This window comes from Betaproteobacteria bacterium (genome assembly GCA_016713305.1).
Classification (GTDB): Bacteria; Pseudomonadota; Gammaproteobacteria; order Burkholderiales.
This window is the reverse complement of the sequence record JADJPK010000023.1, coordinates 1-25,167: the sequence shown is the minus strand read 5'-3', so window position 1 is coordinate 25,167 and position 25,167 is coordinate 1. Positions and strand designations below refer to the sequence as shown.

Here is a 25,167-nt window from a genome sequence, read left to right as displayed (position 1 = left end):
CGTCATGTCGCTATTCGATCTTTCGGGAAAAGTCGCCATCGTGACCGGTTCGTCGCGAGGCATCGGGCGGGCCATTGCGGAGCGCATGGCGGAGCAGGGGGCGAACGTGGTCATCTCGTCGCGCAAGGAGGGTCCGTGCGTAGAGGTGGCCGATTCCATCAACCGGCGTTTCGGAGCCGGACGGGCGATATCACAACCCGCCAATATCTCGTCCAAGCCGGATTTGCAGGCGCTCGTCGACACGACGCGCGAACGATTCGGGCGCATCGATGTACTGGTCTGCAATGCGGCTTCCAATCCGTACTACGGTCCCTTGGGAGGAATCAGCGACGATCAGTTCCGCAAGGTGCTCGACAACAATGTGATCTCCAACCACTGGCTCATCCAGATGGTCGTGCCGGAGATGATCGAGCGCCGCGACGGCGCGATCATCATCGTCTCTTCCATCGGCGGTCTGCGGGGATCGGCAGTGATCGGCGCCACAACATCTCCAAGGCGGCGGACTTCCAGCTGGCGCGGAATCTTGCCGTCGAGTACGGACCGCACAACGTCAGGATCAACTGCATCGCGCCGGGACTTATCAAGACCGACTTTGCCCGCGCGCTGTGGGAGAACCCCGATACGCTCGAGCACTACACGGCCACGACCCCGCTGCGCCGCATCGGTGAACCGGACGAGATTGCCGGCGTCGCGGTGCTGCTGGCCTCGAAGGCAGGGTCCTTCATGACCGGGCAGGGGATCGTCGTCGACGGTGGCGTGACCATCTGATCCTTGCGAGGGCGGAAGGTGCGGGGAGCCGCGAGTTCCGCAACAATGTCCCCTGCCGTTCCAGCGTCGCGTGGCTTCGTTGCGGCTCCTGGTGCGTCCGTCGCGTTCATCGATGTTTCCGGGAAGGCTCTCGAGGGGGAACGATTCACGGCCGGACCGTGAACCCTCATGGTCCCGGATGGTACGGGGACGGGGCCTCCGGCAGACGGCGATACACTTGGATGACCGGGCGTGGACGGATGGGCCAGAGCGCCAATTGACGCTCATCAACATCCCTGTCACCGTCCACGGTCCAATCGGACGAGGTCGACGGGAAGCGCAGTAGGGAGGGTTGCGCCGCCCGGGTCCGCCGACACGAACAGGAGCAGATACACCGTGCAGAATCCGCTACAGATCACGTTCCGCGACATGGCGCACTCCGACGCGCTAGAAACTCATATCCGCGAGAAGGCCGCCAAGCTCGATGCGCATTTCGCCCATCTCACTTCGTGCCATGTGACGCTGGAACAGCCCCACAAGCACAAGCATCAGGGAAGACTTTCCGCGTCCATATCAGCCTCCACGTTCCCGGAGAAGACATCGTGATCAACCGCCACGAGGACGAGGACGCCTACGTGGCCCTGAGGGACGCCTTCGACGCCGCCAAGCGGCAACTGGAGGAATATGCGCGAAGGCTGCGCGGTGAGGTGAAGCACCACGACAGCGGGGCTCGCCCGGCAGGGGATGCAATCGACGCTGCCGAGTAATGCATGGACACGGAGTGTGGGGGCGCTCCAGTTACTTGACAGCTTGCCGGCGGCGCACGAGTCGCACGGCCTTGGATTCGCTCTGATAGCAGCTGTCGTTGCCGTCGTCACCGCACGGGACGCCCCAGACCGCAGGTTCGCCCCGTGGGGTTGAGGCCCAGTACCAAGTCGGTGGAGCATCCGGGAAGGCTTCCGGATCCGCCGGCTGGGGTCCCTTGTCGTAGAGGGACTGCAATTCGTTTACGGTCGGCAATCGCCAGCGCGCCGACTGCAGTTGCCGGGCCTCTTCGTACCAGAGCTTCGTGGCAAGGCCTACGCAGCCAAGTCCTGTCGTCCAGCGCTGGCCCGCGCTGCAGCGTTTCCACGTTAGTCCCGTGTGTCGGTCAAGCACGATCTCGCCATCCGCCACGAACCGGCGCCTTCCGTCCGCCGTCACGGGCGCGTGGTCCTGGGGGTTCGCATGGGGGAGGCGTCCGTCGAAGCGTGTGCCTTCCAGGGCATATGCATGGCGCAGCACCACCCGGCCAGGATCAAGACACAGAGCGGATGGCGCTGCCACATCAGGGCTTTCGTGAGTGCCCGGGTGGCCGTGGTCCGGCGTCCTTGGTCCAGGGCCCGGTACGTACGAATCGCACGGCGTCGCGATTCGTACGGGGTGGAAAGTAGTGGTTGGAGCGGCCGTTCTCGAACAAGACGTACCAGGCAGAGGAACGGTCGCGGTTGTCCGTGGCCCAGAAATAGACGGGGAACGTATCCGGGAAGGCCTGACTGTCGATCGTGGGCATGCGGTCCTTCATCACGATGGACATCAACTCGTCCAGTGTGGGAACGCGCCATCCCTTGGATTCCAGCGTCTTGGCCTCGTCGAACGTGATTCGTGCCGGTTCGCCATCGCAACGCTCGCCTGAGGGTGACCAGCGCTGCCCGAGCGCGCAGCGTTGCCACGTGAGATCCGTCTTCGGGTCGTAGACAAGGGGTCCGGAGGCGGCGAGCCGACCCCTCTTGGATCGTGGCTTCGGCGGATGCAGACGGTACGTTGGCGCATGCGAGCGTGAACATCAGTACGCTCGCTACAAGAATGCGAGTGGTGATCCCTGCGATTCGTCGGGCGAGGGAAGCTTCAAGTGTGGAGGCCATGCTCAAAGCCGGGTAACGAGCAGTGCGGCACCGATGAGGGTGACTGCAGCGGAGACGGCGACGCTGAAATGACGGCCCCATCGCGCCCGGTCCCAGAGCAGTAGAGCGGGGAGTGTGACCGCGATGATTCCGATCTGCCCCAGTTCGACACCGGCATTGAAGTACAGCAGGGCACCGAGCAGGTCCTCGCGCAGACCCATCTCGCGAAGGACATAGCTGAAGCCCACACCATGAATGAGTCCGAACACGAATACAAGGCCGATTCTCCGCCAGTGCGCGCTGCGACGGGGGTGGGTTCCGGCATCTCTCGCGCGGTACAGCGCCAGCAAGTTCTCCACGCCGATGTAGACGATGGTCAAGGCAATCATCGGCTCCGTCCAATTAGGGTCCAGTCTCAGGATGCCGAGCGTGGATAACGCCATCGTCACGGCGTGCGCCACCGTGAACGCCGTGACCAGCGCGAGGAGTTCGCGGCCGCGCCGGGCCAGCATCACCAGTCCGACAATGAACAGCACGTGATCGAATCCGGCGAAGATGTGCTTGACGCCCAGAGAGACGAACCCTGGATCGACCTGTGAAAGCTGCAGCCTGCCGAGACTGGGCTGGACTTCCTGGATGCCGGGCACGGGGTTGTCAGGTGCTTGCGCGTCCAGAGAGAAGCGATGGTTGGGATCGCTGTCGAAGAACCCCGAGGCGAGGGAACTCCCCCATTGACGGAGCAGATCTGCAACGGGGATTGACAGCGTCGGCTGTTCGGCCGTGAATCGCATGCGCTGACGCTGGCCGGCCATGAAAACACGAACGAAGTTCTCGTGGTCAGGCCACTTCTCGAAGAAGAGCGAGTATCGGATCGACAGCTCGCGCATGCCGGCCGGACGAACGAACGTGAACTGGTACTGGTGGGACCCCACTGCTTCCAGAGTTCGGCTCAGCGCCTGTGAAAGAAGGCATCTTTCTCCGGACGCTTCGACCTGCCATCCGCCTTTCACCCGTTCCAGATACACGACAGGCAGGGCGGACGATGGGCTTGCCTTTCCGGGGTCGCCCGCCAGTTCCAGCAGATTGTCCGCAGGCACCGAGTAGATGATCCGCACGCCGGTGGCCGCGATCTGAATCGACGTATCCGTGAACCCGGACACGTGCGCATGGGCAGTGGAGCTCGCCAAGGCGAAGAGCCACCCTCACCCGCCACCGTCTTCCTGCCCTACGCGTTCGCCAGGTCCAGTTGGCGATCGTCTTCTGTACATCATCGAAGTCGCGCTCGGTCGACTGGCCCCAGAACTGGTCCCACGCCGTGCCGCCGGAGATCATGTGATAAGTCGGGAAATCGCGAGTCTGACCGCGAGCGTACAAATGGTGATGGCCCGCCACGTTCAATACGTGTTTGCGCGTGGAAGACAGGATCGGCATGATTTCATTGCGCAGCCACGTGGAGATATCGCCGACGTACTGTTCTGCCTGATATGGGCGATGCAGGACGCTGATGATCCAGTCCACTTCCGGATCGTCCTTGGCGGTATTGATTACCTGCTGGACCCAGGCTTTCTGGGAAGCGCTGGGGGCCTCGCTGTCCAGGTGGATGAACAGAACACGTCCGACGTGGTTGGCGTAGTAGCGCTCGTCGGGCCCGGCCACATGCGTCTTGTACGCGATCGTCCCGTGGAAGAAGTGTCCCTTCCAGTTGGTGAGTCCCGGATCGTAGTAGGTCTCGTGATTGCCCAGCGTGGTCTGGATGGGGACGTTCTTCGACATCGGCGAGGACTGCCAGAAATGCAGGTTCTCGTAGTGGTCCAATGTACCCACATCGACCTGGTCGCCGTCGTTGACGATCAGGTTCAGCACCTCCTCGATGGGCTTGCCGTACTCTGCTTCCAGTTTGGCCCGGGCGGCGTTCACGAGCCGGAAATGACGATCCTGATCGCGGATCTGGTGGTCGCCCACAAGAGATCCTGAACTTCCCGGTGACCGTGCTGGACGCCGGTTCGGTCTTGAACCGGTAGACGGGAGAGGTCTGGGCACCGGAGCGGATGCGGTACTGGTATACGGTGTCAGGCGACAGGCCGCTCAGCTTGACGCCGTGAAAGTAATAGTTCGAGGCAAGACTCTGCGCAGTCCCGGACGTTTGCTGATTGAGGGTGCCTCGGCCGGGCCGTACTCGACGATGGACGTCGCAGCGGCCGCCGTTTTCCAGGTGACGTAGACGGAAGTGGAGGAGGCCGCCTGAAGGTAGGGCACCATGTCGGCGGCGAATGCAGCCGCCGAGATCCAGAGAAGAACCGCCGCGCCCGCCAGGCGCAATGCCCATTCCCCGAAGCGATTCTTTAGGGTCCCCATGCAAGACTCCCGCGAGTTGATGGCTGGAGTCTCCCAAGCGGCCGTTACACGGTAGTGAGCACGTTCAGAGAATTCGTAGTTCGATCAGATCAGTGAGCGAGCGGTCCCGGTTTCGGACCAACGTCCCCTTCGCGGGAACACCGCCCTGGGGCTCGGCCGAATGCAGCGTCCATCCGGTCCCCTGAGTCCGGCCGGACCAAAGGCGAGAGGATCTGCTGGCATTCGCCGGAAACGGGAGTGGTGCCAAATGAGCCCGTGGTCCGGTTCAGTCGCGCGGGATCTTCCTGCCGAGGGTTTTCTCGAGGACGTTTCTCGTTTCTTTCCCGATTCAGTCGTTGTGGCTCCCCATGAAACAACTTGCTCATCAAACTTCGGGCGCGGCTCGCCGTGCTTCTCCCGTATCCCACTCCGGCAATCCGGATCGGTCGATCGAGTGGCTTCACCGGGTGCTCAGGACACAGGCAGCCATTTCGTGGTCCGTGGTCGTCGGGAGTGCAGCCGTCGTCATGCTGTCCGACCGGTTGAAGGACGGTCCCGGAACGGCCATCGTCGCGCTCAGTGGAGTCGCGGCGTTCCTGTATTACGGCTGGCGCAGCGACAGCGTGGGAGACCTTCGAGTCGATCATGGCTGGGGCGACCGAAAAAGCGCGTCTGGCAGAAATCAAGGAGAGACCGGAACCGGGATGGCCGCCGGAACGCCCGGCGGCGGAGTGAACGACGAAAGAGTCATGGGCGGCCCCGAGCGATCCATTCTGTGAAGGCACCTATCAGTTCGATGGTGCGGTCCGGCGCCTCGGTCATCGGGAAATGCCCGATCCCCGGAATCACTTCGATGCGGACATCCGGGATAGAGCGCGACAGCTCCTCGAGCCAGGATTGCGATTGCCCAGGTTCGAGAGACGAGCGCCTGGTCGAGGCGTCGAGATACGTGGACTGGATGACCAGGGTCGGTACGGCGATTGTCGGCAGCAGGGACCGGTATCTCGAGGCGTCCCATCGCACCAGGTCCAGCCAAAGAGAACGTGCGAACGCCGGATCCACACGCGGCAGTTGTTCGAGCACGGTGGACCGGACGCCCTCGGGTGTGTCCGCCACGAAGAACCCCTCGTACAACCTGCGCAGGAACTCGCCCATGCCGATGCGTCCGATGATCTCTTCGAACTGGGCCACCGCATCGTCCGGCGATGCTTGGGGTGAGAGGCTCCCATCCACGTAAACGAGACCGCGTACACGAGCTGGAGAATGCGCGTACATTTCCGTGACCATCCGGCAACCCATGCTGTGTCCGATCAGCACGGCTTCATCGATGCGCAGCGAGTCGAGGCAGTCGTTGGCCGCGTTTGCCAGAGATCGCAGGGTCGGATCGGCCGGGCTTCGCGATCGCCCGTGACCGGGCAGGTCGAGCGCGATGCAACGATACCGCTCTGACAAGGCCTCGACCTGAGGCGCCAGTCGGACGAACTGCAGGTGAAGCCGTGGATGAAGACAAGAACGGGCAGACCGTGTCCCCGGTCGATGCGATGCAAGGAGGTTCCGGTCACTTGTCCTCCGGAGACGGAGACGGCTGCGATGCGTCCGGCGTCCCGGCGGGACGGCGTGGCGAGCATGCACAGTCCGTCGGATTGGCGCCCCGAACACGAATCGAACGTGCGACCTACCCCTTAGGAGGGGGTTGCTCTATCCACTGAGCTACCGGGGCGCGAGGTCGAGGATTGTAGCCGAGACGCGCAAGGCTCCATCGCCTATCATGCGTCATGGCTCTCAAATCGACGATCTTCAAGGCCGATCTGCAGGTGTCGGACCTCGACCGGCAGCACTACGGCACGTATTCCCTGACGGTGGCGCGGCATCCGTCCGAAACGGACGAGCGCATGATGGTGCGCATCCTTGCCTTTGCGCTCAACGCCGGCGAACGACTCGAGTTCGGCAAGGGGCTCAGCACCGACGAAGAGCCGGATCTCTGGCTGCGCGACTACACCGGTGCGATCGAGCAGTGGATCGACGTCGGGTTGCCGGATCCCAAGCGGCTGCGCAAGGCGTCGGGACGTTCCCCCAGGGTGCGCGTGTATACCTACGGTGGACGGGGCGTGGATGTCTGGTGGCGGCAGAACGGCGGTGACCTGAGCCGAGTGTCAAACCTTTCCGTGATCAACATCCCGCCCGAGGCGACTCAGGCCATGGCGGCGCTGGCCGAGAGAAACATGGCGCTTCAGTGCACGATCCAGGATGGTCAATTGTGGTTCGGGACACAGGCGCACACCCTCTCGATTCAACCCGTCGCGTTGCTGCAGGCAGCCGAAGAAAACGCCTGACGGGCCGTCGCTCACGCCGGCGCTGGCCGGGTGCATCCGGCCCGACCTCTGGCGCCTGTCTTCCATGAATCTCTCCGGGCGCCATTGGCGTCCCACCGACTGACATGCCGATCCTCACGCTTACCGGAATCTCTCAAGCCTACGGCCATGTGCCGCTCCTCGACCGCCTGGACCTCGTCGTCGACCGTGGCGACCGGTTTGGACTGATCGGCCGCAATGGCACCGGGAAGTCCACGCTCATGCGGGTGGTTGCCGGATTGCAACCGCCCGACGACGGCGAGATCTGGCGTTCGCCGGAGGCTCGTGTCGCATGGGTCCCCCAGGAGCCCGAAATCGCCGCCGGGAGCTCCGTGTTCGAGGCCGTCGCGGAGGGGCTGGGTGCCGTGCGCACGGCGATCACGGAGTACCACGAGTTGGCCCATCGAGCGTCCACGGCGGGCGATGACATTGGTGCGGTCCTGGAGCGCCTTGCCGAGATCCAGTCGGTGCTGGAAGCCGGCGATGGCTGGAGTCTGAAGGCGAAGGTCGAGGCGACGATTTCGAGACTGGAACTGGACGCGGATGTCGCCACCGAGACGTTGTCGGGTGGTCAGCGGAAGCGGGTGGCACTGGCGCGGGCGCTGGTGCTGGGACCCGATCTGCTGCTGCTCGACGAACCGACGAATCATCTGGACATCCAGTCCATCGAGTGGCTGGAAGGCGTGCTGCAGGAGTTCAACGGTGCCGTGCTGGTCGTGACCCATGACCGGCGCTTTCTGGACAAGGTGGCGACGAGGATCCTGGAACTCGACCGTGGCCGGCTGCGTGTTTTCGATTGCAGGTTCTCGGAGTATCGCCAGCGCAAGGAACAGATGCTCGAGCAGGAAGAGATCGAGAACGCCAAGTTCGACAAGGTCCTTGCGCAGGAGGAAGCGTGGATCCGCAAGGGCGTGGAAGCCCGGCGCACGCGCAACGAAGGCCGGGTGCGGCGGCTGGAGGCTGCGCATCTCCCGGGCCGAGCGGCGGGAACGCATGGGCAAGGTCACGCTCGCACTGGACGAAGGCGAACGCTCCGGAAAGCTCGTCGCGGAGTTCGAGCACGTCGGCAAGGCGTTCGGTGACCGCGTGGTGGTGCGCGACTTCAGCGGCCGGATCATGCGGGGAGACCGGATTGGCCTGGTGGGGCCCAACGGCGCAGGGAAGAGCACCTTCATCAAGCTGCTGCTGGGGAGATCGAACCGGACTCCGGACACGTGCGCCATGGCACCCGGTTGTCGGTCGCCTATTTCGATCAGTTCCGGGCACAACTCGATCCTGAGGCGAGCGTGGCCGACGTCATCAGCCCCGGCTCGGACTGGATCGAAATCGGCAAGACCAGGAAGCACGTGATGAGCTATCTGGGCGAGTTCCTGTTCGCGCCGCAGCGCGCCCGATCGCCCGTGAAGTCGCTGAGCGGAGGGGAGCGCAACCGCCTGTTGCTCGCCCGCCTGTTCGCCCGCCCGGCGAACGTGCTGGTGCTGGACGAACCGACCAACGATCTCGACATCGAGACGCTGGAACTGCTCGAGGCGCTCGTCGCGAGTACGAGGGCACGGTTCTTCTGGTGAGCCATGACCAGGAGTTCCTCGACAACACGGTCACGGAAGTCATCCATTCGAAGGCGACGGAGCCTTGAAGGAATACGTGGGGGGCTACGACGACTGGCTCCGGCAGCGCCCCGCGCCGGTGGAAGGATTCCGGCCGCTGAGGTGCAGAAAGCCGAAAGGCAGACTCGGCCCCGTCAAGCCAGGTCCGGGCTGGGCTTCAAGGAAAAGAAAGACCTGGAGGCACTGCCGGGACGCATCGAATCCATGGAAAGCGAGCTGGCCGAGCTCTCCACGGTGCTGGCAGATGGCGAGGTCTACCGGACGGACCCAGGGCGGGTGAAGCAGTCCCAGGAACGCTGTGCCCAGCTGGAGCGCGAGATCGCGGAAGCCTATGCGCGGTGGCAGGATCTGGAGGAACGCGCCCGAGCTTGATCGGCCGCCTTATCCGCCGCAATATCCCGCCAGACAAAGGGAGGATGATGAGCCAGCCGAGCGAATTATCCGAACGGGACAACATCAGCGTTCCGAAGGTCCGGCAGGTCGCCTCGGGAGCGCCATGGCGATGGGTTCACAAGGCGGTGGCCGACATGAAGGCCGCGCCCGGGCCCAGCCTCTTCTATGGCGGTGTTCGCCATCATGGGGCTGCTTCTGCAGAGCTTCGTCGGTGTGGCCGCCCTGGAGCTGGCATTGGTGACAGGGGTTCCTGCTCGTCGCACCGTTTCTGGCCATCGGCCTGTACGACATCAGCCGCACGCGCGAGCAGGGCAGGCCGCTCAAGTTCTCACATACGCTGGTGGCGTGGCAGGCCAATGCCCCGGCCATCGGTTTCTACGCGCTGATCCTGGCACTATTGCTGACGGTATGGATGCAAATGTCCATGGTGATGATCGCCCTATTCTTCACGGGCGAACTTCCCTACGAAGGCGGGCTGCTCGCGCAACTGGCCTCCACCCCCGAAGGGTGGGTCTTCATGGCCGCGTACTGCGCTGCCGGCTTGGGCTTTGCACTGTTGGTGTTCGCCACGAGCGTGGTCTCGGTCCCCATGCTCCTCGACTGGCACGGCATGGACACCCTGACAGCCATGATCACCAGCTTCAACGTCCTGCGCAGCAACTTCAGGTCATGCTGCTGTGGGCTGGGTTGATCGTTCTTCTGATCGGCGCGGGGATCTTCACGTGGTATCTGGGACTGGTCATCACCGACCTCTGATCGGGCATGCCTCATGGCATGCCTACCGGGAAGCGGTAGCGCGAGACACTTGAGGAAAAGGACCGCCGCGGCGGCAAATGCAACAGCCGCACTGAACGAAATGCTTTGTCCGCGGTCATCCGTGGGGTAACATCTTGTTCGAATGAGCGTTCGAATGCTGTTCCCTTTCCGGCCCCGCCCCGTCGCGGCGAGGTCCGACCCGCCTTTCGTCGAGTAGAGACCTCCCCTGCATGCAGTTCAAGGAACTCCGGACTCGCAGACAGCTGCTGCGAGCCATTGAAGACCAGGCTACACCGAGCCCACGCCGATCCAGGCGAAAGCGATTCCACCCATCATGTGGGAAAGGATTCATGGGCGCAGCCCAGACGGCACAGGCAAGACGGCCGGGTTCACGCTTCCGCTCCCTGAGCGGTTGAAGGGATACGCAATACCAGCATGTCCGGCCCGGCATCCGGTCCGGGCGCTGATCCTCACACCCACGCGCGAACTCGCGGCCCAGGTCTGGAAGCGTCCGCGCATACGGCAAGTACCTTCCTCTGCGCAGCACCGTCGTTTTCGGCGGGGTGGATATCGATCCCCAGATCAAGGACCTCCGGGCAGGTGTCGAGATTCTCGTGGCCACGCCCGGACGCTTGCTGGACCACGTGCAGCAAGACCGTGCAACTGGGACAGGTGGAGTTCCTGATCCTGGACGAGGCGGACCGGATGCTCGACATGGGGTTCATGCCCGACCTCAAGCGAATCCTGTCTCTCCTGCCCAAGGCTCGGCAGAACCTCCTGTTCTCGGCCACCTTCTCCGAAGAGATCCGCAAGCTCGCTGACGGACTGTTGAACGATCCGATCCTGGTCGAGGTCGCCCGTCGCAATTCCGTGACCGAGACCGGGACTCACTCGGTCTACCGGGTGCGGGAGTCTGCCAAGCGGGAAATGCTTGCCCGGCTCGTCAATCATCTCGAACTGAGGCAGGTGCTGGTCTTCGTTCGGACCCGCTTCGGGGCGAACCGCCTCGCGCACCAGCTCGTGCGGGACGGCCTCAATGCGACGGCGATTCACAGCAATCGCACGCAGGCCGAGCGGATGGAGGCGCTGCAGGACTTCAAGGACGGCAAGGTCCGTGTTCTGGTCGCGACGGACATCGCCGCCCGTGGCCTGGACATCGAACAACTGCCGTGTGTGATCAACTTCGAGCTGCCGCATACGCCCGAAGACTACGTCCACCGGATCGGAAGAACCGGGCCGTGCAGGCCAGGCTGGCGAGGCGATATCGCTCGTGAGCCGCGAAGAGCAGGAACTCCTGGAACGCATCGAGAAGTTGCTGAAGACCAAGATTCCGGAGCGTCACCTGGACGGATTCGACGGTTCCGCCGCCACGCGCCGTCACGAGCGTCCCGGCGGTGGGGGGGGCTCCCGCCCGGACTCGCGTTCCGAGTCGCGGGCGGACTCGCCGCGTTCGTCGGCTCCCCGGTCCAAGGTCCCCGAGGATCCGTTCTTTCAGCAGCCGTACGAGCCGCGCGCCGTTTCTCCGGCGGCCAGCCCGGCGTCGCCGCGCCCGCGGCGGGCGGGGCCACGACCACCGCGCGCAATGCGCCCCGGCGACCGGTGGCGGCTCTGCTGGCACCGCGACCTGGGAACACCGACGACACGCCGGTAGGTTCCTGCTGATGCTTGTCCCCGTACCGCAGCGGTTGCTGGATCTCATCGATTCGCCGGACGATACCGCTGATCTCGCCGAGGCGGCGCTGCTGGTGCGCGGACGCAATACCCGGAACTCGACGTCGTGCGCGAACTGACCAGAATCGACGCCATGGCAGAAACGGTCCGCCAGCGCCTCGAGGCGGATAGTACGGTGGAGCAGCGTTTGGCCGAGCTCAACGACTATCTCTACGGAGAACTGGGTTACGGGCCCGAGACGGGGGAATACTACGATCCGCGCAACAGCTATCTGAACGACGTGCTGGAGCGCAAGTGCGGCATCCCCATCACGCTGTCCATTCTCTACATCCGGCTGGGTCGCACACTGGGCCTCGAAATGGAAGGATCTCCTTCCCCGGCCGCTTCCTCGTGAAGTGCCACGTGGAGGCGGCATGGTGGTGATCGATGCCTACCACCGCGGCGTCTCTATCGATGGAAGATCTGCACGAGCGGCTGCCGCTGTCCGAGCGCACATCGGTCAAGCTCGATTCCGTGGCCGAGTATCTTGAAACGGCCGATGTCCGCGAGATCGTCGCCCGCATGCTGCGCAATCTCAAGGCGATCTTTCTCAAGGCGAAGGACTGGAGCCACGCACTGACCGTGATCGAATGGCTGGTGCAGGTTGTGCCCGACACGCCCCAGGAGCTTCGGGGACAGGGGCTCGTCTATCAGGAACTGGAGTGCTTCCGTGCCGCGCTGCACGACTTCGAGGCCTACCTGCGCCAGGAACCGGAGGCGACGGATGCATCGAAGATCCGCACGCGCGTGCTGGATATGCGAGGCCGCGGCGCGACTGAACTGATGTCGACGCCGCCGGCTGCGGGTTGGCGGTCTCCTACGTGCTGCTCTGCGTGGCGAGCATGCTATGGGCGGAATCTGGTCGTCGGGCGAGCCATGCGGGCGGAGATTCCGCCGGTGGCCATGTCGTTCTGGCGCTGGACCATCGCCTTCCTGCTCATCCTTCCGTTCACCTATCGTGATGTGTGGTCGAAACGCGCCGACATTGCGCGGGCATGGCCGGTGCTGACCCTGCTGGGTCTGGTCGGTATCGGCCTGTTCAACACGATGTGCTACATCGCACTCACCATGACCACGGCCACCAATGCGACCTTGTTCAATTCGGTGGTGCCTGTCTTCATTCCGCCGATCGCCTGGGTCTTGCTGCGTGAGCGCACGACCGCGCGGCAGATGATCGGCATCCTGTCCTCTTTGCTGGGCGTGCTCGTGATCGTGGCGAAAGGCGACATGCAGGCGCTCCAGGCACTGGATTTCAATCGCGGCGATGTCTGGCTTCTGATCGCCATGGTGCTGTGGGCGCTGTACACGGTGCTGCTGCGCTTCCGTCCCGGCGGCATGGGAATGTTGACCTTCCTTGCGACCATCCTCGTGTTCGGCTGGCCCATGCTGGCCGTCTGGTAGGCATTCTAGCTCGCGGGCGGCGCCCGGTTCTCGTTGTCCACCACGACCGCCGCGACCCTGGCGTACTACGGCGTGTTTCCATCCGTGGTGGCGTTCGTCTGCTACAACCGCGGGGTGAGCTCGGTGGGGCCGACGCGCGCGGGCATCTTCGTGCACCTGGTGCCCGTGTTCGGGATCATCCTTTCGACGCTGGTATTGACGAACCTCCACGAGCCTTCCACTTTGCCGGGATGGCGCTCATCTCTTCGGCGGCATCTTTCTGACGACGCGCGGGCGCGGCGAAAGGCGGGCTGATGGCAGATCCCGCGCAGTTGCTCGATGCCTTCGAGAACCGTGTCACGCGGCGATTCCGCACCTGCGCAAGTGGGCCAGGCAGTTCCCGACCGACTGCTTTCGCGTGTACGACCGCGATATTCCGAGCTCGCCTTTGTCGTGGACGTGTACGGCCGCGCGCGCTGCTTCAGCAATATGCGCGAGTCCGCGAGGACGTCTCGGACGACTGGCTGGAAGAAGTGGCGCAACGGACGGCCCGCGCGCTGGGTCTCCCGCGTACCGACGTCACGGCCCGGGTACGCCTCAAGGTGGACCGGCGGGTCGAGCAGCACGAGAGGCAAGGCGGTCGCCGGACGGAGTTCGAAGTGCAGGAGAGCGGGCTCCAGGTTTCTCGTGGACCTCGAGACCTACGTGGATACGGGGCTGTTTCTGGACCATCGCCCCCTCCGCTCGCGGGTGCGGGCGCTCGCCGATGGCAAGGCGGTGCTCAATCTTTTCTCCTACACGGGTAGCTTCAGTGTCTTCGCCGCCGCCGGCGGGGCGCGCGCAACGACCAGCGTGGATCTCTCGAATACCTATCTCGAGTGGGCCCGGCGCAATTTCGCGCTCAACGGGCTCTCGGAGAACAGCACCGATTCGGCGGAGGACGTGCGCCGGTGGCTGGAGATGGCGCGGGAAGCCGGAGAACGTTTCGACCTGATCGTCGTGGATCCCCCGGTATTCTCCAATTCGAAGCGGATGGACGGCGTCTTCGACGTCCAGCGCGACCATCGAGCCCTGCTGCTCGCCTGCGCCGGGGTGCTGGCGGCGGACGGAGAGATCTACTTCTCCACGAACCTTCGCGGATTTCGATTCGAGGCAACGATGCCGGGTTTCGATGTATCGGACATCTCGCTCAAGACGATTCCGGAGGATTTCCGCAACCAGTCCATCCACCGATGCTGGCGGATCGCGCGGATCTCCCGGTCTGAGCATGCTCGATCCGCGAAGCGAGCGTCGGGCGACGATCCGGTTATTTCGGATCGTCGGCTGACCCCTCGCCGGGATCTTCGAGATCGTCGGGGTCGTCGAGCTGCGTGCGGCTGCGCGGCGGATTGCCGTCGTAGATGATTGAGCCGGCGCTGCAGATAGGCATCCCGCAGGAGCTGAGCGATCCACCGCTGCTTCGTCCAGCACCTTTTCCACCTGGAGCAGCGACGCGCGTATTCACCGCCCGCAAGCCGACCAATGTGTAGCGCGACGGCGTCGTTGACCCGCCATACGAGGTCGGCCTGGGTATGAACGGCGTAGCCTCCCAGATCGCGAAAATTGCTGGGGCCCAGAACCGGGAGCATGAGGAACGGGCCGCTACCGACGCCCCACCGTCCCAGCGTCTGGCCGAAGTCCTCGTTGTTCTTGTAGAGACCGCGCTTGCTGGCGACATCCACCAGACCGAGGCCGCCGAAGATGGTGTTGGATACGAGCCGCACGCTGTCCTGGGATGCCTGCGTCATCTTGCCTTGAAGCAGGTCATTGGCGACGACGAACACGTCGTCCACGTTGTTGAAGAGTTCCGCACGCCGGTGCGGATGAATTCCGGTACCAGCGTGTCATAGGTACGGGCAACCGGTTTCGCGACGTACCGGTCCGCCACGTCGTTGAACTTGTAGACCGCCCGGTTCATGGGCTCCAGCGGGTCTCCCGGCGTGCGGGCGCCAGGGGACGCGCACCCGGTCACCGCGAGGAGCAGGAAGGCGCACCCGAGACGCCGGAGCGGGGCCGGGTCGGGAGCGCTGGAGCAAGGATTGTCATGACGCATGAACGGTCGGATTATAACCATCGAAAGTTTGCAAACCCCTTGTCGTTGGGTCAGCATTACGGCCCTTTTCAGTCGCGATTTAGCGACACGTGCGCCCTTGACGGGTGCGCTTCTTCGCAGTAGAACGGAACGTGGATCTGGGAATCAAGGGCAGGAAAGCGATCGTCTGTGCGGGGCAAGGGTTTGGGGAAGGGATGCGCACTTGCTCGCCCGTGAAGGTGTTGAACTCACCATCATTGCCCGGGGCAAGGAGGCACTGGAACAGACGGCTGCCGAGATCCGGGCCGCGACCGGAACAGCCGTTCAAGTCATCTCCGCCGACATCACCAAACCCGAGGGCCGGCAGGCGGCGCTCGATGCCTGTCCCGCTCCCGACATCCTCATCAACAACGCCGGAGGCCCGCCTGCCGGAGACTTCCGTGACTGGAATCGCGACACATGGATCGCGGCGCTCGACGCGAACATGCTCACGCCCATCGAACTCATCCGTCTCACCGTGGACGGGATGATCTCGCGAGGCTTCGGCCGCATCGTGAACATCACCTCCAGCGCGGTGAAAGCTCCCATCGACATCCTGGGGCTGTCCAACGGCGCACGCACCGGACTGACCGGCTTCGTGGCCGGACTGTCCCGCAAGACGATCCAGCACAACGTCACCATCAACAACCTCCTGCCCGGCCTCTTCGCCACGGACACCGTGTTCTCGCGCATCGAAGCCATGGCGAAGACGAACAAGATCTCGGTCGACGATGCCAAGAACACGCGGCTCCAAGACGATTCCGGCCGGCCGGTTCGGCAGCCCGACGGGTTCGGTGCGATGTGCGCCTAATCTGCAGTTCGCATGCGTCCTATATCACCGGACAGAACTTCCTGATCGACGGCGGTGCCTACCCCGGCACGTTCTGACACCGGAACCCCGGCGTCCATTCCACAGGAGAGGGACATGAATGCACCTATGACCCGCCAGACACTGGCGTTGAAGGATCCTTCGTTGCTGCGTCAGCAGTGTTACGTGGACGGCCGGTGGGCGGATGCGGATTCCGGCGCGACCATCCCGGTCGTCAACCCCGCCAACGGCGCGCTGCTCGGCACGATTCCCCGCATGGGCGCTGCCGGGAACGCGCCGAGCCATCGAGGCCGCCGACAAGGCCTGGCGAGGATGGCGCGCGAAGACAGGCAAGGAGCGGGCCGCGGTCCTGCGCAAGTGGTTCGACCTAAGATGGCCCACCAGGACGACCTGGCCGCCATCATGACAGCGGAGCAGGGCAAGCCACTGGCAGAGGCCAAGGGCGAGATCGTCTATGCGGCATCGTTCATCGAATGGTTCGCCGAAGAAGGCAAGCGGATCTACGGCGACGTCATGCCGCACCCCCAGGGCGACAAACGCATCGTGGTGCTGAAGCAGCCCGTGGGAGTGTGTGCAGCCATCACTCCCTGGAATTTCCCGGCGGCCATGATCACTCGCAAGGCCGGTCCGGCTCTGGCGGCGGGATGCGTGATGGTGCTGAAGCCGGCCACGCAGACGCCGTTCTCGGCTCTGGCTCTGGCGGAACTCGCGGACCGCGCCGGCATTCCGGCGGGCGTGTTCAGTGTCGTCACGGGCAGTTCCGCCGAGATCGGCGGCGAGATGACCTCGAGCCCGATCGTGCGCAAACTCACGGTCACCGGATCCACCGAGGTGGGGACGCAAGCTGATGGCCCAGTGCCCGAAACCATCAAAGAAGATGTCGCTGGAGCTCGGTGGCAACGCGCCGTTCCTGGTGTTCGACGACGCCGATCTGGACGCGGCGGTGGAAGGCGCGATGGCGTCGAAGTACCGCAATGCCGGACAGACCTGCGTGTGCGCCAACCGGCTGATCGTGCAGGGAGGGCGTGCACGACGCCTTCGTGGAAAAGCTTGCAGCCAAGGTGAAGGCATCTCTCCAGGTCGGCAATGGCGCCGAGGCAGGCGTCACGACCGGTCCCCTGATCGATGAGGCTGCGGTCGCCAAGGTGGGAAGAACACGTGTCCGATGCGGTGGAGAAGGGCGGCAAGGTCATCGTGGGCGGCCAGCGGCACGCCTTGGGCGGGCTTTCTACGAACCCAGGTGATCGCCAATGTAACGCCGGAGATGAAGGTGGCGCGCGAAGAAACCTTCGGTCCCGTGGCTCGGTGTTCAAGTTCAAGACCGAGGCCGAGGCGCTGGCCCCGCTAACGACACCGAGTTCGGCCTGGCGTCCTGCTTCTACGCCCGGGACATGGGCCGCGTGTGCGGATCGCCGAAGGCATCGAGTCGGGCATTGTGGGCATCAACGTCGGGATCATCTCCAATGAGGGTGGGCCCTTTCGGCGGCGTCAAGCAGTCCGGGTTGGGCCGCGAAGGCTCGAAGTACGGGATCGAGGACTTTCTCGAACTGAAGTATCTGTGCATGGGCGGGATCTGATCTCCCGCTCCGGGAGGCGGGACACCCTCCTGCCTTCGCTTGAACCGGCGACGAAGAGATGGTCCTGACGCCAGTGGCGGACCGGGTTTCCGTCTCGACGCGCCGGGACGATGGCGGACGGGTTCTTCCACCGCAGGTTCCAGCGTCCCCGAGGGCCCGGTCCTGACCCTTGTCTTCCGTGCTTCAGGCGCTTGCGTGGTGACCGCGAGCCCCGTTGGGCCCGCGTCTAGCCAAGCAGCCTGATCGTCGACACGAAGGTCGCAGCATTGGCCGCCACACGGTCGGCCGACATGCCCGCCTTGTAGAGGGCAGAGCCGAGACCGAATCCGTCGGCCCCCGACGACCAGTACTCCGCCATGTTCACGGGCGTGATGGAACCCACGGGGAGCACCGCAACCTCCTTGGGCAGCACCGGCACGCCTGGCCTCAACACTGCCGGCGGACTGGCCTCCGCCGAAAGAGTTTCAACCCCGACGCGCCTGCCCGCAATGCTGAAAACGCCTCCGTCGGCGTGGAAAAGCCAGGACAACATAAAGTCCCGCCTTGGCGGCGGTTGCGATGATCTCCGTGTCGGTATGGGGCATGACGATCAGCCGTCCTCCGGCGTCTGCGACCTGCTCCACCTGCGCCGCTTGAAGAACCGTCCCCGCCCCGACCAGCATGCTGTCCCCGAAGCGTCCGGATAGCAGTGCGATGCTCGTCAGGGGATCCGGCGAGTTGAGCGGCACCTCCACGATCCGGAATCCGGAGTCGAACAGGACAGACGCGATATCCACGACTTCCGCAGGCTGCACTCCGCGGAGGATGGCCACCAGGGGACAGCGGTCCAGCCAAGACTTCAGAGGAGATGTCATCGGAACCTCAGACGAGCCGACGCGATCGGGCGATTTGCCATTGGCCCGCCACGACGGCGTCGGGATCCAGAATCCGGGTCGACCGGCCGAGCACCTCGCAGGCGTAGGCATAACGATCCACCAGCACGCCTGCGCCAAGGAGGTTCACGACGGCGTTACCCCGAGCCTGCCGCAGTTCGTGTCCCAGCAGAAGTCCCGACAGGAAATCGCGGGAGCGCTCGGCGTCGAGATCGCCGCAAAGGCACTCTGCGCGCACGCCGAACAGGTGGTGCAGCAGTCCGCTTGCGTCGGCCGAACGGTGCAATCCGTCCGCGAATGCCTGCCGGTCGTAAGGTGCCGAGGAATTCGTGATGCGTCCCAGGATGCTGTGATCCTTCAATACGGCGAAGACCTCGCCTGTCATGAATGTCCGGAATCCGGTGATGGTGCCATGCTGAACTTCCACCCACTTGCTGTGGGTTCCGCAGACATAGCATGGCTTCCTGGTCCCAGGTCATGAAGGATGCCCAGAATCTGCGTTTCTTCGCCTCGCATGACGTCATGGATGCCATCGGCGTTCACCGTCACGACTCCGGCACGATCCAGCGTCGATGCCGGGCCGCACGTTCACCGGGACAAGTGGCGGGCGATCTCCGGCACCGGCCGGGGCTGACGCGTAGGGGCCTCCTTCCAGCCCTGGCGGCTGCCGATCATTCCGCTCAAGAGCAGGACACGTTCGCCCGAATCGAGCCAGTCGCGGGCATGGGTCTCCAGGGTCTCGGCAAACCCGCCATCGGTCACCGTGAGGATTCCCGCGGATGCCGACCTGCGATCGATGATCTGCCCCGAGTCGTCCAGCCGGTATGCCCGGAATGAACTGGTTCCCCAGTCGACGGCGATCACGATGCTTCAGATGCGGCCGAATTCTTCGAGAAGCTGCTCGAACGTGCGGCCCTGCTTGATTCGCTGGCGGGTGGCTTCCTCTCGGTCGGCCTGATCCTTGGCTGCGGCAAGCACCGATTCGAGATCCGCCTTCGGCACCACCGTGATCCCGATCTCGTCGGCGATCACCATGTCGCCTGGGCAGAACCACGATCCCGCCGCACTGGACGGGAACGTTCAGTTCGACGTCGTCCTTGCGGCCGGAAAACATGGTGTGAGTTCCACGGGCCGTGACGGCACGGGAGAACACCACGAAACCGAGATCGCGCAGTTCGTCGATGTCCCGGCACGCGCCGTCGATCACCGCTCCCTGCACGCCGCAGTTCTGGAAAAGACTGCCCATGAGTCCGCCGAAGACCGAAGTCTCGGTTTCACCGCCCGCATCCACAATCACCACATCGCCGGGTTTCGCGACATGCAGCGCCGCCAGAGGATCCTGCAGGTCGCCGGGAACAGCCGGACAGTCAGTGCCGGCCCCACGGCCTTGCGAGAGAAGATGGGCTTGATACCGCTGTGCATGACGCGCCGCGGCGCTGTACGTCGGCGAAGACGCAGGACGCGCTGTAGCACTTGGCCACTTCGCGGTAGCTTTCCACGAGCTTGCCGTCGGGCCGATCGAAGTCGCGCAGGTTCATTCCGCATTCTCCCTGGGTGTTGGTTGAGAGACGCGGAATGTAGCCGGAACGGCACGGACCCGCTATACCGCGAGGAGGAAGGACTCCACGACCGACATCTGATCTTCCGACATGAACATGGGAGCGTGGCCCACGCCGGCAAACTCCACCAGGCGTCCCCGGGCCGGGCCCTGCTTGATCATCGTCTGGGCCGTCTCGGCGCTGAGAAGGTCGGACTTCGCGCCGCGCGTGATGAGGACGTCGCACTGCACCTGTTTCCAGACCGGCCAGAGATCCACATCGCGGATTCCCGAACGGAAGGCTTCGGCGATCCCGGGATCGTAGGCGAGGGCAATGCGCCCACCCTCCGCGGACCGCGTTCCGAATCGGGCCAGATGACGCCACTGATCGTCTGTCAGCGGGCCGAAGGGTTCGATGGACACGCCGAAGGTAGGCCTCTGCTTCGCAGCGTCGACAAAAGTGCGGATCGCGGCCCACGTAGGCGGCGATCCGTTCGAGCGCCTGCCTTGGGTATGAAGGCCTGCCTCGTCGCTGATCACCAGCCGGCGGATGGGAGCCTGAGGCATTGCAGCCAGGAGCATCCCGACAAGACCGCCCATGGACGTTTCCTATCCAATCGGCCGTTCCGCGCCGCTGCGGGCGATGAGGGCCGCCATATCGCCCAGATAGAGCGGTAGCCGTAGTCCGCCTTGTGAGGCAGCCGGTCACTCTTGCCCCGACCGACGACATCGGGACAGATCACCCGGCACTTTCTCGAAAGGCGAGAGGCGAGGGCGTCGAAGTCCCGTCCATTGCGCGTGAGTCCGTGGACGCAGATGACCACGTGCGGATTGCCGGGGTCTCCCCATTCGGTATAGGCAGTGCGATGAAATCCGTGCGGACCAAGGCAGGCCAGATGCCCCTCCCGCACGGCAGGGTCGGTCACGGCGGAAGGCTGCATCAGTTCAGGTTGGCGATGTAGTGGGACAGCGCCTCGATGTCTGCTTCCGGAATGTTCTTGATGTAGGCGTTCATGTCTGCGTAGTTGTTGCGTTCCTTCGTCTTGAACGCCATGAGCTGCTTGTAGATGTAGGCCTGATGCTGGCCGGCCACGCGCGGAACCTCATTCTGCCCGAAAATCCGCCCAGGTGGCACATGGGACAAAGCGCATCGTCGGCCACCTTCTTGCCTCGCGTCACCTTGTCGGCATCCGCCTTGAAGCCGTTCGGCTTCTGCTTCTTGGAGCTGAAGTAGTTGGCGAGATCCCACATATCCTGCTTGCCCATCCCCCGACGCGATGGCGGACATGATGGGGTTGAGGCGGCCTTCCTTGTAGTCCCTGAGCTGCAGGTAGATGTACCGGGCGCTCTGTCCTGCGCGATCGGGGTTGTCGGGAATGGTCGAATTGCCGTCTTCGCCGTGGCAGGCGATGCAAGCGGCGACCTTGGTCGTCACGTCCTCCGCGACTGCGCTACCGGAAACGAATGCGGCTGAAGCCAGCACACTGCCGGCAGCCCAGCAGGCGATGCGCCGTGTGGCGCGGAATGTTCCGGTTCCTGCTTTCTGGATCGTCTTCATTCATCCTTCCTGTCAGGAAAAGGCCGCCTCGGGGGCGGCTTTTCGTCAGACCCTGACGCCCGAGAGACGTTCTCAGGGCAGGGCGAACACGAACACGCTATTGCCGCGCTTGAAGTCGAGCTGGGTGTTCCGCCCGCCGCCACGGCAATGTACTGCTTGCCTGACAGTGTAGGACACGGGCGGGGCATTGACGCCTGCGCCGCAGTTGAACGACCACAGCTTGCCGCTGCGGGCGTCTAGGTCATCGGCTGATGCAGGTTGGCCGCATAGCTCAGGCGCAGTTTGGGGTTGACGGCCAGGGGGTTCCATTCCACGCCGCCGTTGGCACCGGGAAGCATCCGGGCACCCTCGGGGGTGGGCAGGACCCACATGTTTTCCTGCGGGATCATCGCCTCCGAGAACCGGATCAGCTCCAGTGTCGCGGCATCGTGGACGTAGACGTGACCGGTCTTGCCGCCGTGAATGACGACCTTCTGGTTCTTGCCGGTCCTTGCCCTTGGCTTCCGTGATGATCACGGGCGAAACCGCGTCCAGATCCCACATCGTCGTGAGCGATGTACTGGAAGTGGGCCTTAGGCGCCGGAATCCAGATCCACGGCCACGATGGAATCCCGTGTATGGGTTGTCGCCGGGCCGGATGTCGCCGTACAGGTCGGGCGAGGGGTTGCCCACCACGAAGTACACCGTGCGCGTGGAGGTATCGACCGCGGGGGTCATCCACACGCCGCCACCGAGGGTCTGGTAGAAGTCGCCGCCGTTCTTGGCCAGCAGTTCCTTTTCCTTGGCGATGTTGCGGAGCATGTCGCGATTGGTGGCGTCGTGGGTGGCCCACTTGCCCTCGTGACCCTTCTCCGGAATGGTGTGGAACGTCCAGACGAGGTTGCCGGTCTTGGCGTCGTACGCCTTCACGAAACCGCGAATGCCGTATTCACCGCCATTGGTGCCGATCAGGACCTTTCCGTCGACGACGGTAGGCGCCATGGTCTCGCTGTAGCCGAGTTCAGGATCGGCGATTTCCGTTTCCCACACGACCTTGCCCGTCTTGGCATCCAGCGCCACGAGCTTGGCGTCCAGGGTGCCCATGTAGAGCATGTCGCCGTACGCCGCCACGCCTTTGTTGTTCGGGCCGCAGCAGTAGGTCGTGATGGGACCCATCTTGTGCTTGTAGTGCCAGAACTCCTCGCCCGTGACGGCATCCACGGCATAGACGTGGTTGTAGGAGGTCGTGAGGAACATCACACCGTTGACCACGAGGGGCGCGGTTTCCATCGATGTCCAGCACCGCCGTCTGGAAGACGAAGGCGGGCTTCAGCTTGAGACGTTGCCGCTGTTGATCTGATCGGCGGGGTAGTAACGGGTCTGGGCGTAGCCCTGTTCGGATGAAGCCAGTTCTGCTTGTCACCGGGGAACCTGCGAGCATCTGCTGCGTGACCGACACCAGATTCTTGGACATCGGCTTGCCCGCCGTCGTGCTCTGTCCCTGGATTTCATCTGCCAGCGCTCCGGTCGTGATACCGGCGAGCAGCAGCGAGAGCGCGACCTTCTTCAGTGGGTTTCGTCAACCTCCATGCTTCCTCCTAACGTGGTTAGCTTTTGAATGCAACATTCGTTGTCGAATTCCCGCCAGGACCAATTCGGAACATATGGCAAGAAAGTTCAAGAAGTTTTCCTAGCGAAACCGAGGAATGTGCGTAGAACAGTGCCTCGGGCATGTACAACATAACTTGCGAACTCTCGTTCATCCAACACCATGGCCATTCCTATTTCCATCGTTCGCCGCTTCGTGAATTTCTTGCTGTTGTTTGGCATTTCCGCGATGTCATGTCCTGCGGCGCACGCCCAGAACATGGGGGGACGGCGGACGACGCCAGTGCGTACAACCTCAACCGCGCAGCTGCTCGCCGTTTCCAAGAAAGGCGATGCGGAGCGCGTCTGCGCTGCTGAGTCGCGGCGCGGCACCGAATGCGCGCAACCGCAACGGCGAGACGCCCCTCATGCTCTTCGCGCGGAAGGACGGTCCCATGGTCCGGACCTTCTGGAGAAGGGCGGAGACGTGAACCTCCCGGCACCGGACAAGACCACGCCATTGATGGCCGCGGTTACGGGGGCTATGTGGGGGTCATGACGCTGTTGCTGGATGCGGGTGCCGATCCGCAGGCGCGCAGGACCAATTGCGCAAGTCCGCCATGATTTACGCGGCGGCGGCGGCGGGCTGCCGCCGTGGCTCTGCTCCTGAATCAGGAGCGTCGAGCTGGATCGCCGGTGCGAACACGACCCACCGCGCGGATGTGGGCGGCCACGGCTCGGGAGATCGGGAAAACTGTCAGGGTTCTGCTGGATCGCGGCGCCGAACTCGACAGCCGGGACGATCGTGGCATGACCTCCGCAGATCGCGCGCAAGCTGGTTTACGAAAAGATCGCGCGCTGATCGAGGGCAAGGCAGTGGAGGGCAGGTGACGGAGGCCGGTCGGCGCAGCCTTTCTTGCCGTGCTGAGGCGATGGGCCGGCTCCGCCGGCGGAGCGGCCGGCGCCGTACTGCAGGTGGCATCCGGGCCGGGTCCGCGTCACACCAGGCGAAAGGCCGGACAGTGTTGCGGCTGCCAAACGTCATGACCGCGAAGTGACCGCAGGTCCAGAGCATGAGGTGGCGTGGACAGAGCCTCTGGCGGTTTCCCGCTCAGCAGATGGGACGCCCGTCCTGGGGCGTCTGCATGAGATGCAGCCCGGGCCGGGTGGCCCGCACCATCTGGGATCGCAGCACTTTCGGAACGCGCTGCGGCTTAGGCAGTCTCCCCTCACCCTTCAGATCGGACTCGCCGTTTCGATCCTGGTCGAACCGGCGCAGGAGATCCGGCCTGTCTCTTCTTCCACTGCAGCGAGCAACTCGCTCACCTCCTCGTCAGAAGCCTCGTGATCGCCGCCATGCGGCGTGCACACCGCCCAGCGCATAGAGCAGGTCTCCCGGGCGATCCACCATTCGGTCTTCCGGTGGGCGAACTCGTCCATTGACGGCGATGCACAGCCACCACCGTCGCGCCGTCGGATCGATCACGCAGTCTTCCCGTGGCATCGCTGAGCAGAAACGTGTCTTCGCTCGATCCGCTGTCGATCGGCGTGTACTTGTTGTTGCGTGACGTTCCTCCGACCAGATAGCGGTACCACGCAGCGCATGTTCCCGAGCTTGGAGTGGAGGTAACGGTCTTCGTGCGTCTGGGCGGTTCCGGAGTTCCACAAAGCCCTGGGGCGCCGATGCGATCCGTGAGGGTGTGGGGATGTCGTTGACGTGCCGCAGCTAGCGAGGGCTCTTGATCCGTCCATAGGCAGCTGCCGCCGCCATGAATGCCGCCTGGAGAGCCATCGACGTGCAACCTGTATGCACGGCGACGATGACGGCGCCGACGTACAACGCCGCCAGCGTTTCGTCGAGCGTCGAGAGCGCGCAACCCCGCGCAACCACTACCCAGGGTGCGCCGCCGTTTTCCCAGCGGCGAGTGCCTTCACCGTCCACATCGGCCTTTTCCTC

The 25,167-nt window shown here is 63.9% G+C and carries 21 protein-coding genes, 1 tRNA gene and 10 pseudogenes; 14 read left to right on the top strand and 18 right to left on the bottom strand.

Going from position 1 to position 25,167, the window contains the following annotated elements; translation table 11 throughout:
• Window positions 1-4 precede the first annotated feature (4 nt).
• Both IPK20_21340 and raiA read left to right on the top strand, forming a co-directional pair.
• A pseudogene (locus IPK20_21340) lies at window positions 5-768 on the top strand (SDR family oxidoreductase).
• Between the two features lie 375 nt (window positions 769-1,143).
• Window positions 1,144-1,514, top strand: a pseudogene (raiA, locus tag IPK20_21335) (ribosome-associated translation inhibitor RaiA).
• A 31-nt stretch (window positions 1,515-1,545) separates the two neighbouring features.
• On the opposite strand, the gene IPK20_21330 reads toward raiA, so the two are convergent.
• The 4 genes and pseudogenes from IPK20_21330 to IPK20_21315 all read right to left on the bottom strand — a co-directional run bounded on the left by IPK20_21330 (window position 1,546) and on the right by IPK20_21315 (window position 4,985).
• Window positions 1,546-1,950 (bottom strand): DUF1566 domain-containing protein, encoded by a 405-nt coding sequence (locus IPK20_21330; protein MBK8018984.1) that lies wholly within the window; start codon window positions 1,948-1,950, stop codon window positions 1,546-1,548.
• Window positions 1,951-2,074: 124 nt separating this feature from the next.
• Window positions 2,075-2,542, bottom strand: a complete 468-nt coding sequence (locus IPK20_21325; protein MBK8018983.1) for a DUF1566 domain-containing protein — start codon at window positions 2,540-2,542, stop codon at window positions 2,075-2,077.
• Between the two features lie 111 nt (window positions 2,543-2,653).
• The gene (locus tag IPK20_21320; protein ID MBK8018982.1) at window positions 2,654-3,517 is read right to left on the bottom strand and encodes a HupE/UreJ family protein; all 864 of its coding nucleotides are present in this window, start codon (window positions 3,515-3,517) and stop codon (window positions 2,654-2,656) included.
• Window positions 3,468-4,985: pseudogene (locus IPK20_21315) on the bottom strand (fibronectin type III domain-containing protein). Before IPK20_21315 ends, IPK20_21320 begins: the two are co-directional and overlap by 50 nt.
• 347 nt (window positions 4,986-5,332) lie before the next feature.
• On the opposite strand from IPK20_21315, the gene IPK20_21310 reads away from it, so the two are divergent.
• Window positions 5,333-5,743, top strand: a complete 411-nt coding sequence (locus IPK20_21310) for a hypothetical protein (protein ID MBK8018981.1) — start codon at window positions 5,333-5,335, stop codon at window positions 5,741-5,743.
• Here the strand turns inward: IPK20_21310 and IPK20_21305 are convergent.
• Together IPK20_21305 and IPK20_21300 are read right to left on the bottom strand one after the other, a co-directional pair.
• Window positions 5,712-6,416: an alpha/beta hydrolase gene (locus tag IPK20_21305; protein MBK8018980.1), complete on the bottom strand. Its 705-nt coding sequence runs from the start codon at window positions 6,414-6,416 to the stop codon at window positions 5,712-5,714. The genes IPK20_21310 and IPK20_21305 overlap by 32 nt on opposite strands.
• A 192-nt stretch (window positions 6,417-6,608) precedes the next feature.
• Window positions 6,609-6,684: transfer RNA gene (locus IPK20_21300), tRNA-Arg, on the bottom strand.
• 55 nt (window positions 6,685-6,739) lie between these two features.
• Between IPK20_21300 and IPK20_21295 the strand changes: the two genes are divergently transcribed.
• From IPK20_21295 to IPK20_21260, 8 genes and pseudogenes are all read left to right on the top strand, one after another.
• Window positions 6,740-7,297, top strand: a complete 558-nt coding sequence (locus IPK20_21295; protein ID MBK8018979.1) for a YaeQ family protein — start codon at window positions 6,740-6,742, stop codon at window positions 7,295-7,297.
• Window positions 7,298-7,401: 104 nt separating this feature from the next.
• Window positions 7,402-9,294, top strand: a pseudogene (locus IPK20_21290) (ATP-binding cassette domain-containing protein).
• A 271-nt stretch (window positions 9,295-9,565) separates the two neighbouring features.
• Window positions 9,566-10,006 carry a DUF2189 domain-containing protein gene (locus IPK20_21285; GenBank protein MBK8018978.1) on the top strand — a complete coding sequence of 147 codons (441 nt, stop codon included), beginning with the start codon at window positions 9,566-9,568 and terminating at the stop codon, window positions 10,004-10,006.
• Between the two features lie 295 nt (window positions 10,007-10,301).
• Window positions 10,302-11,722 (top strand): annotated as a pseudogene (locus IPK20_21280) (DEAD/DEAH box helicase).
• Window positions 11,723-11,848: 126 nt separating this feature from the next.
• The gene (locus IPK20_21275) at window positions 11,849-12,136 is read left to right on the top strand and encodes a transglutaminase family protein (GenBank protein MBK8018977.1); all 288 of its coding nucleotides are present in this window, start codon (window positions 11,849-11,851) and stop codon (window positions 12,134-12,136) included.
• A gap of 59 nt (window positions 12,137-12,195) precedes the next feature.
• The gene (locus IPK20_21270) at window positions 12,196-13,182 is read left to right on the top strand and encodes a tetratricopeptide repeat protein (GenBank protein ID MBK8018976.1); all 987 of its coding nucleotides are present in this window, start codon (window positions 12,196-12,198) and stop codon (window positions 13,180-13,182) included.
• A gap of 33 nt (window positions 13,183-13,215) precedes the next feature.
• Window positions 13,216-13,476, top strand: coding sequence for a DMT family transporter (locus IPK20_21265; protein MBK8018975.1), 261 nt, complete (start codon window positions 13,216-13,218; stop codon window positions 13,474-13,476).
• Window positions 13,477-13,500: 24 nt separating this feature from the next.
• Window positions 13,501-14,565 carry a class I SAM-dependent methyltransferase gene (locus IPK20_21260; GenBank protein MBK8018974.1) on the top strand — a complete coding sequence of 355 codons (1,065 nt, stop codon included), beginning with the start codon at window positions 13,501-13,503 and terminating at the stop codon, window positions 14,563-14,565.
• A 379-nt stretch (window positions 14,566-14,944) separates the two neighbouring features.
• On the opposite strand, the gene IPK20_21255 is transcribed toward IPK20_21260, so the two are convergent.
• Window positions 14,945-15,118, bottom strand: a complete 174-nt coding sequence (locus tag IPK20_21255; GenBank protein MBK8018973.1) for a VacJ family lipoprotein — start codon at window positions 15,116-15,118, stop codon at window positions 14,945-14,947.
• Window positions 15,119-15,384: 266 nt separating this feature from the next.
• Between IPK20_21255 and IPK20_21250 the strand changes: the two are divergent.
• Window positions 15,385-16,159 (top strand): annotated as a pseudogene (locus IPK20_21250) (SDR family NAD(P)-dependent oxidoreductase).
• 49 nt (window positions 16,160-16,208) lie between these two features.
• A pseudogene (gabD, locus tag IPK20_21245) lies at window positions 16,209-17,677 on the top strand (NADP-dependent succinate-semialdehyde dehydrogenase).
• A 226-nt stretch (window positions 17,678-17,903) separates the two neighbouring features.
• Here gabD and IPK20_21240 read toward each other — a convergent pair.
• The 9 genes and pseudogenes from IPK20_21240 to IPK20_21200 form a co-directional block, all read right to left on the bottom strand.
• A pseudogene (locus IPK20_21240) lies at window positions 17,904-18,531 on the bottom strand (2-dehydro-3-deoxy-6-phosphogalactonate aldolase).
• 7 nt (window positions 18,532-18,538) lie between these two features.
• Window positions 18,539-18,934 carry a 2-dehydro-3-deoxygalactonokinase gene (locus IPK20_21235; protein ID MBK8018972.1) on the bottom strand — a complete coding sequence of 132 codons (396 nt, stop codon included), beginning with the start codon at window positions 18,932-18,934 and terminating at the stop codon, window positions 18,539-18,541.
• Window positions 18,931-19,098 carry a 2-dehydro-3-deoxygalactonokinase gene (locus IPK20_21230; GenBank protein MBK8018971.1) on the bottom strand — a complete coding sequence of 56 codons (168 nt, stop codon included), beginning with the start codon at window positions 19,096-19,098 and terminating at the stop codon, window positions 18,931-18,933. The genes IPK20_21235 and IPK20_21230 overlap by 4 nt, the downstream gene beginning before the upstream one ends.
• Before the next feature lie 39 nt (window positions 19,099-19,137).
• Complete coding sequence (locus tag IPK20_21225; GenBank protein MBK8018970.1) at window positions 19,138-19,413, bottom strand: 2-dehydro-3-deoxygalactonokinase; 276 nt, start codon at window positions 19,411-19,413, stop codon at window positions 19,138-19,140.
• Between the two features lie 6 nt (window positions 19,414-19,419).
• A complete protein-coding gene (locus IPK20_21220) occupies window positions 19,420-19,584 on the bottom strand; it encodes a hypothetical protein (GenBank protein MBK8018969.1) in 165 nt (54 codons plus the stop codon).
• Window positions 19,585-19,591: 7 nt separating this feature from the next.
• Window positions 19,592-20,068, bottom strand: a pseudogene (locus tag IPK20_21215) (RraA family protein).
• 81 nt (window positions 20,069-20,149) lie between these two features.
• Window positions 20,150-20,686, bottom strand: coding sequence for an alpha/beta hydrolase (locus tag IPK20_21210; GenBank protein ID MBK8018968.1), 537 nt, complete (start codon window positions 20,684-20,686; stop codon window positions 20,150-20,152).
• A gap of 340 nt (window positions 20,687-21,026) precedes the next feature.
• The gene (locus IPK20_21205) at window positions 21,027-21,644 is read right to left on the bottom strand and encodes a cytochrome c4 (protein ID MBK8018967.1); all 618 of its coding nucleotides are present in this window, start codon (window positions 21,642-21,644) and stop codon (window positions 21,027-21,029) included.
• A 72-nt stretch (window positions 21,645-21,716) separates the two neighbouring features.
• Window positions 21,717-22,979, bottom strand: a pseudogene (locus IPK20_21200) (PQQ-binding-like beta-propeller repeat protein).
• Between the two features lie 885 nt (window positions 22,980-23,864).
• On the opposite strand from IPK20_21200, the gene IPK20_21195 reads away from it, so the two are divergent.
• Window positions 23,865-24,101 (top strand): hypothetical protein, encoded by a 237-nt coding sequence (locus tag IPK20_21195; GenBank protein ID MBK8018966.1) that lies wholly within the window; start codon window positions 23,865-23,867, stop codon window positions 24,099-24,101.
• Between the two features lie 345 nt (window positions 24,102-24,446).
• Here IPK20_21195 and IPK20_21190 read toward each other — a convergent pair whose 3' ends face one another.
• Complete coding sequence (locus IPK20_21190) at window positions 24,447-24,650, bottom strand: hypothetical protein (GenBank protein MBK8018965.1); 204 nt, start codon at window positions 24,648-24,650, stop codon at window positions 24,447-24,449.
• Between the two features lie 286 nt (window positions 24,651-24,936).
• Window positions 24,937-25,167: hypothetical protein (locus IPK20_21185; GenBank protein MBK8018964.1), on the bottom strand; the 231-nt coding region annotated here is incomplete at its 5' end.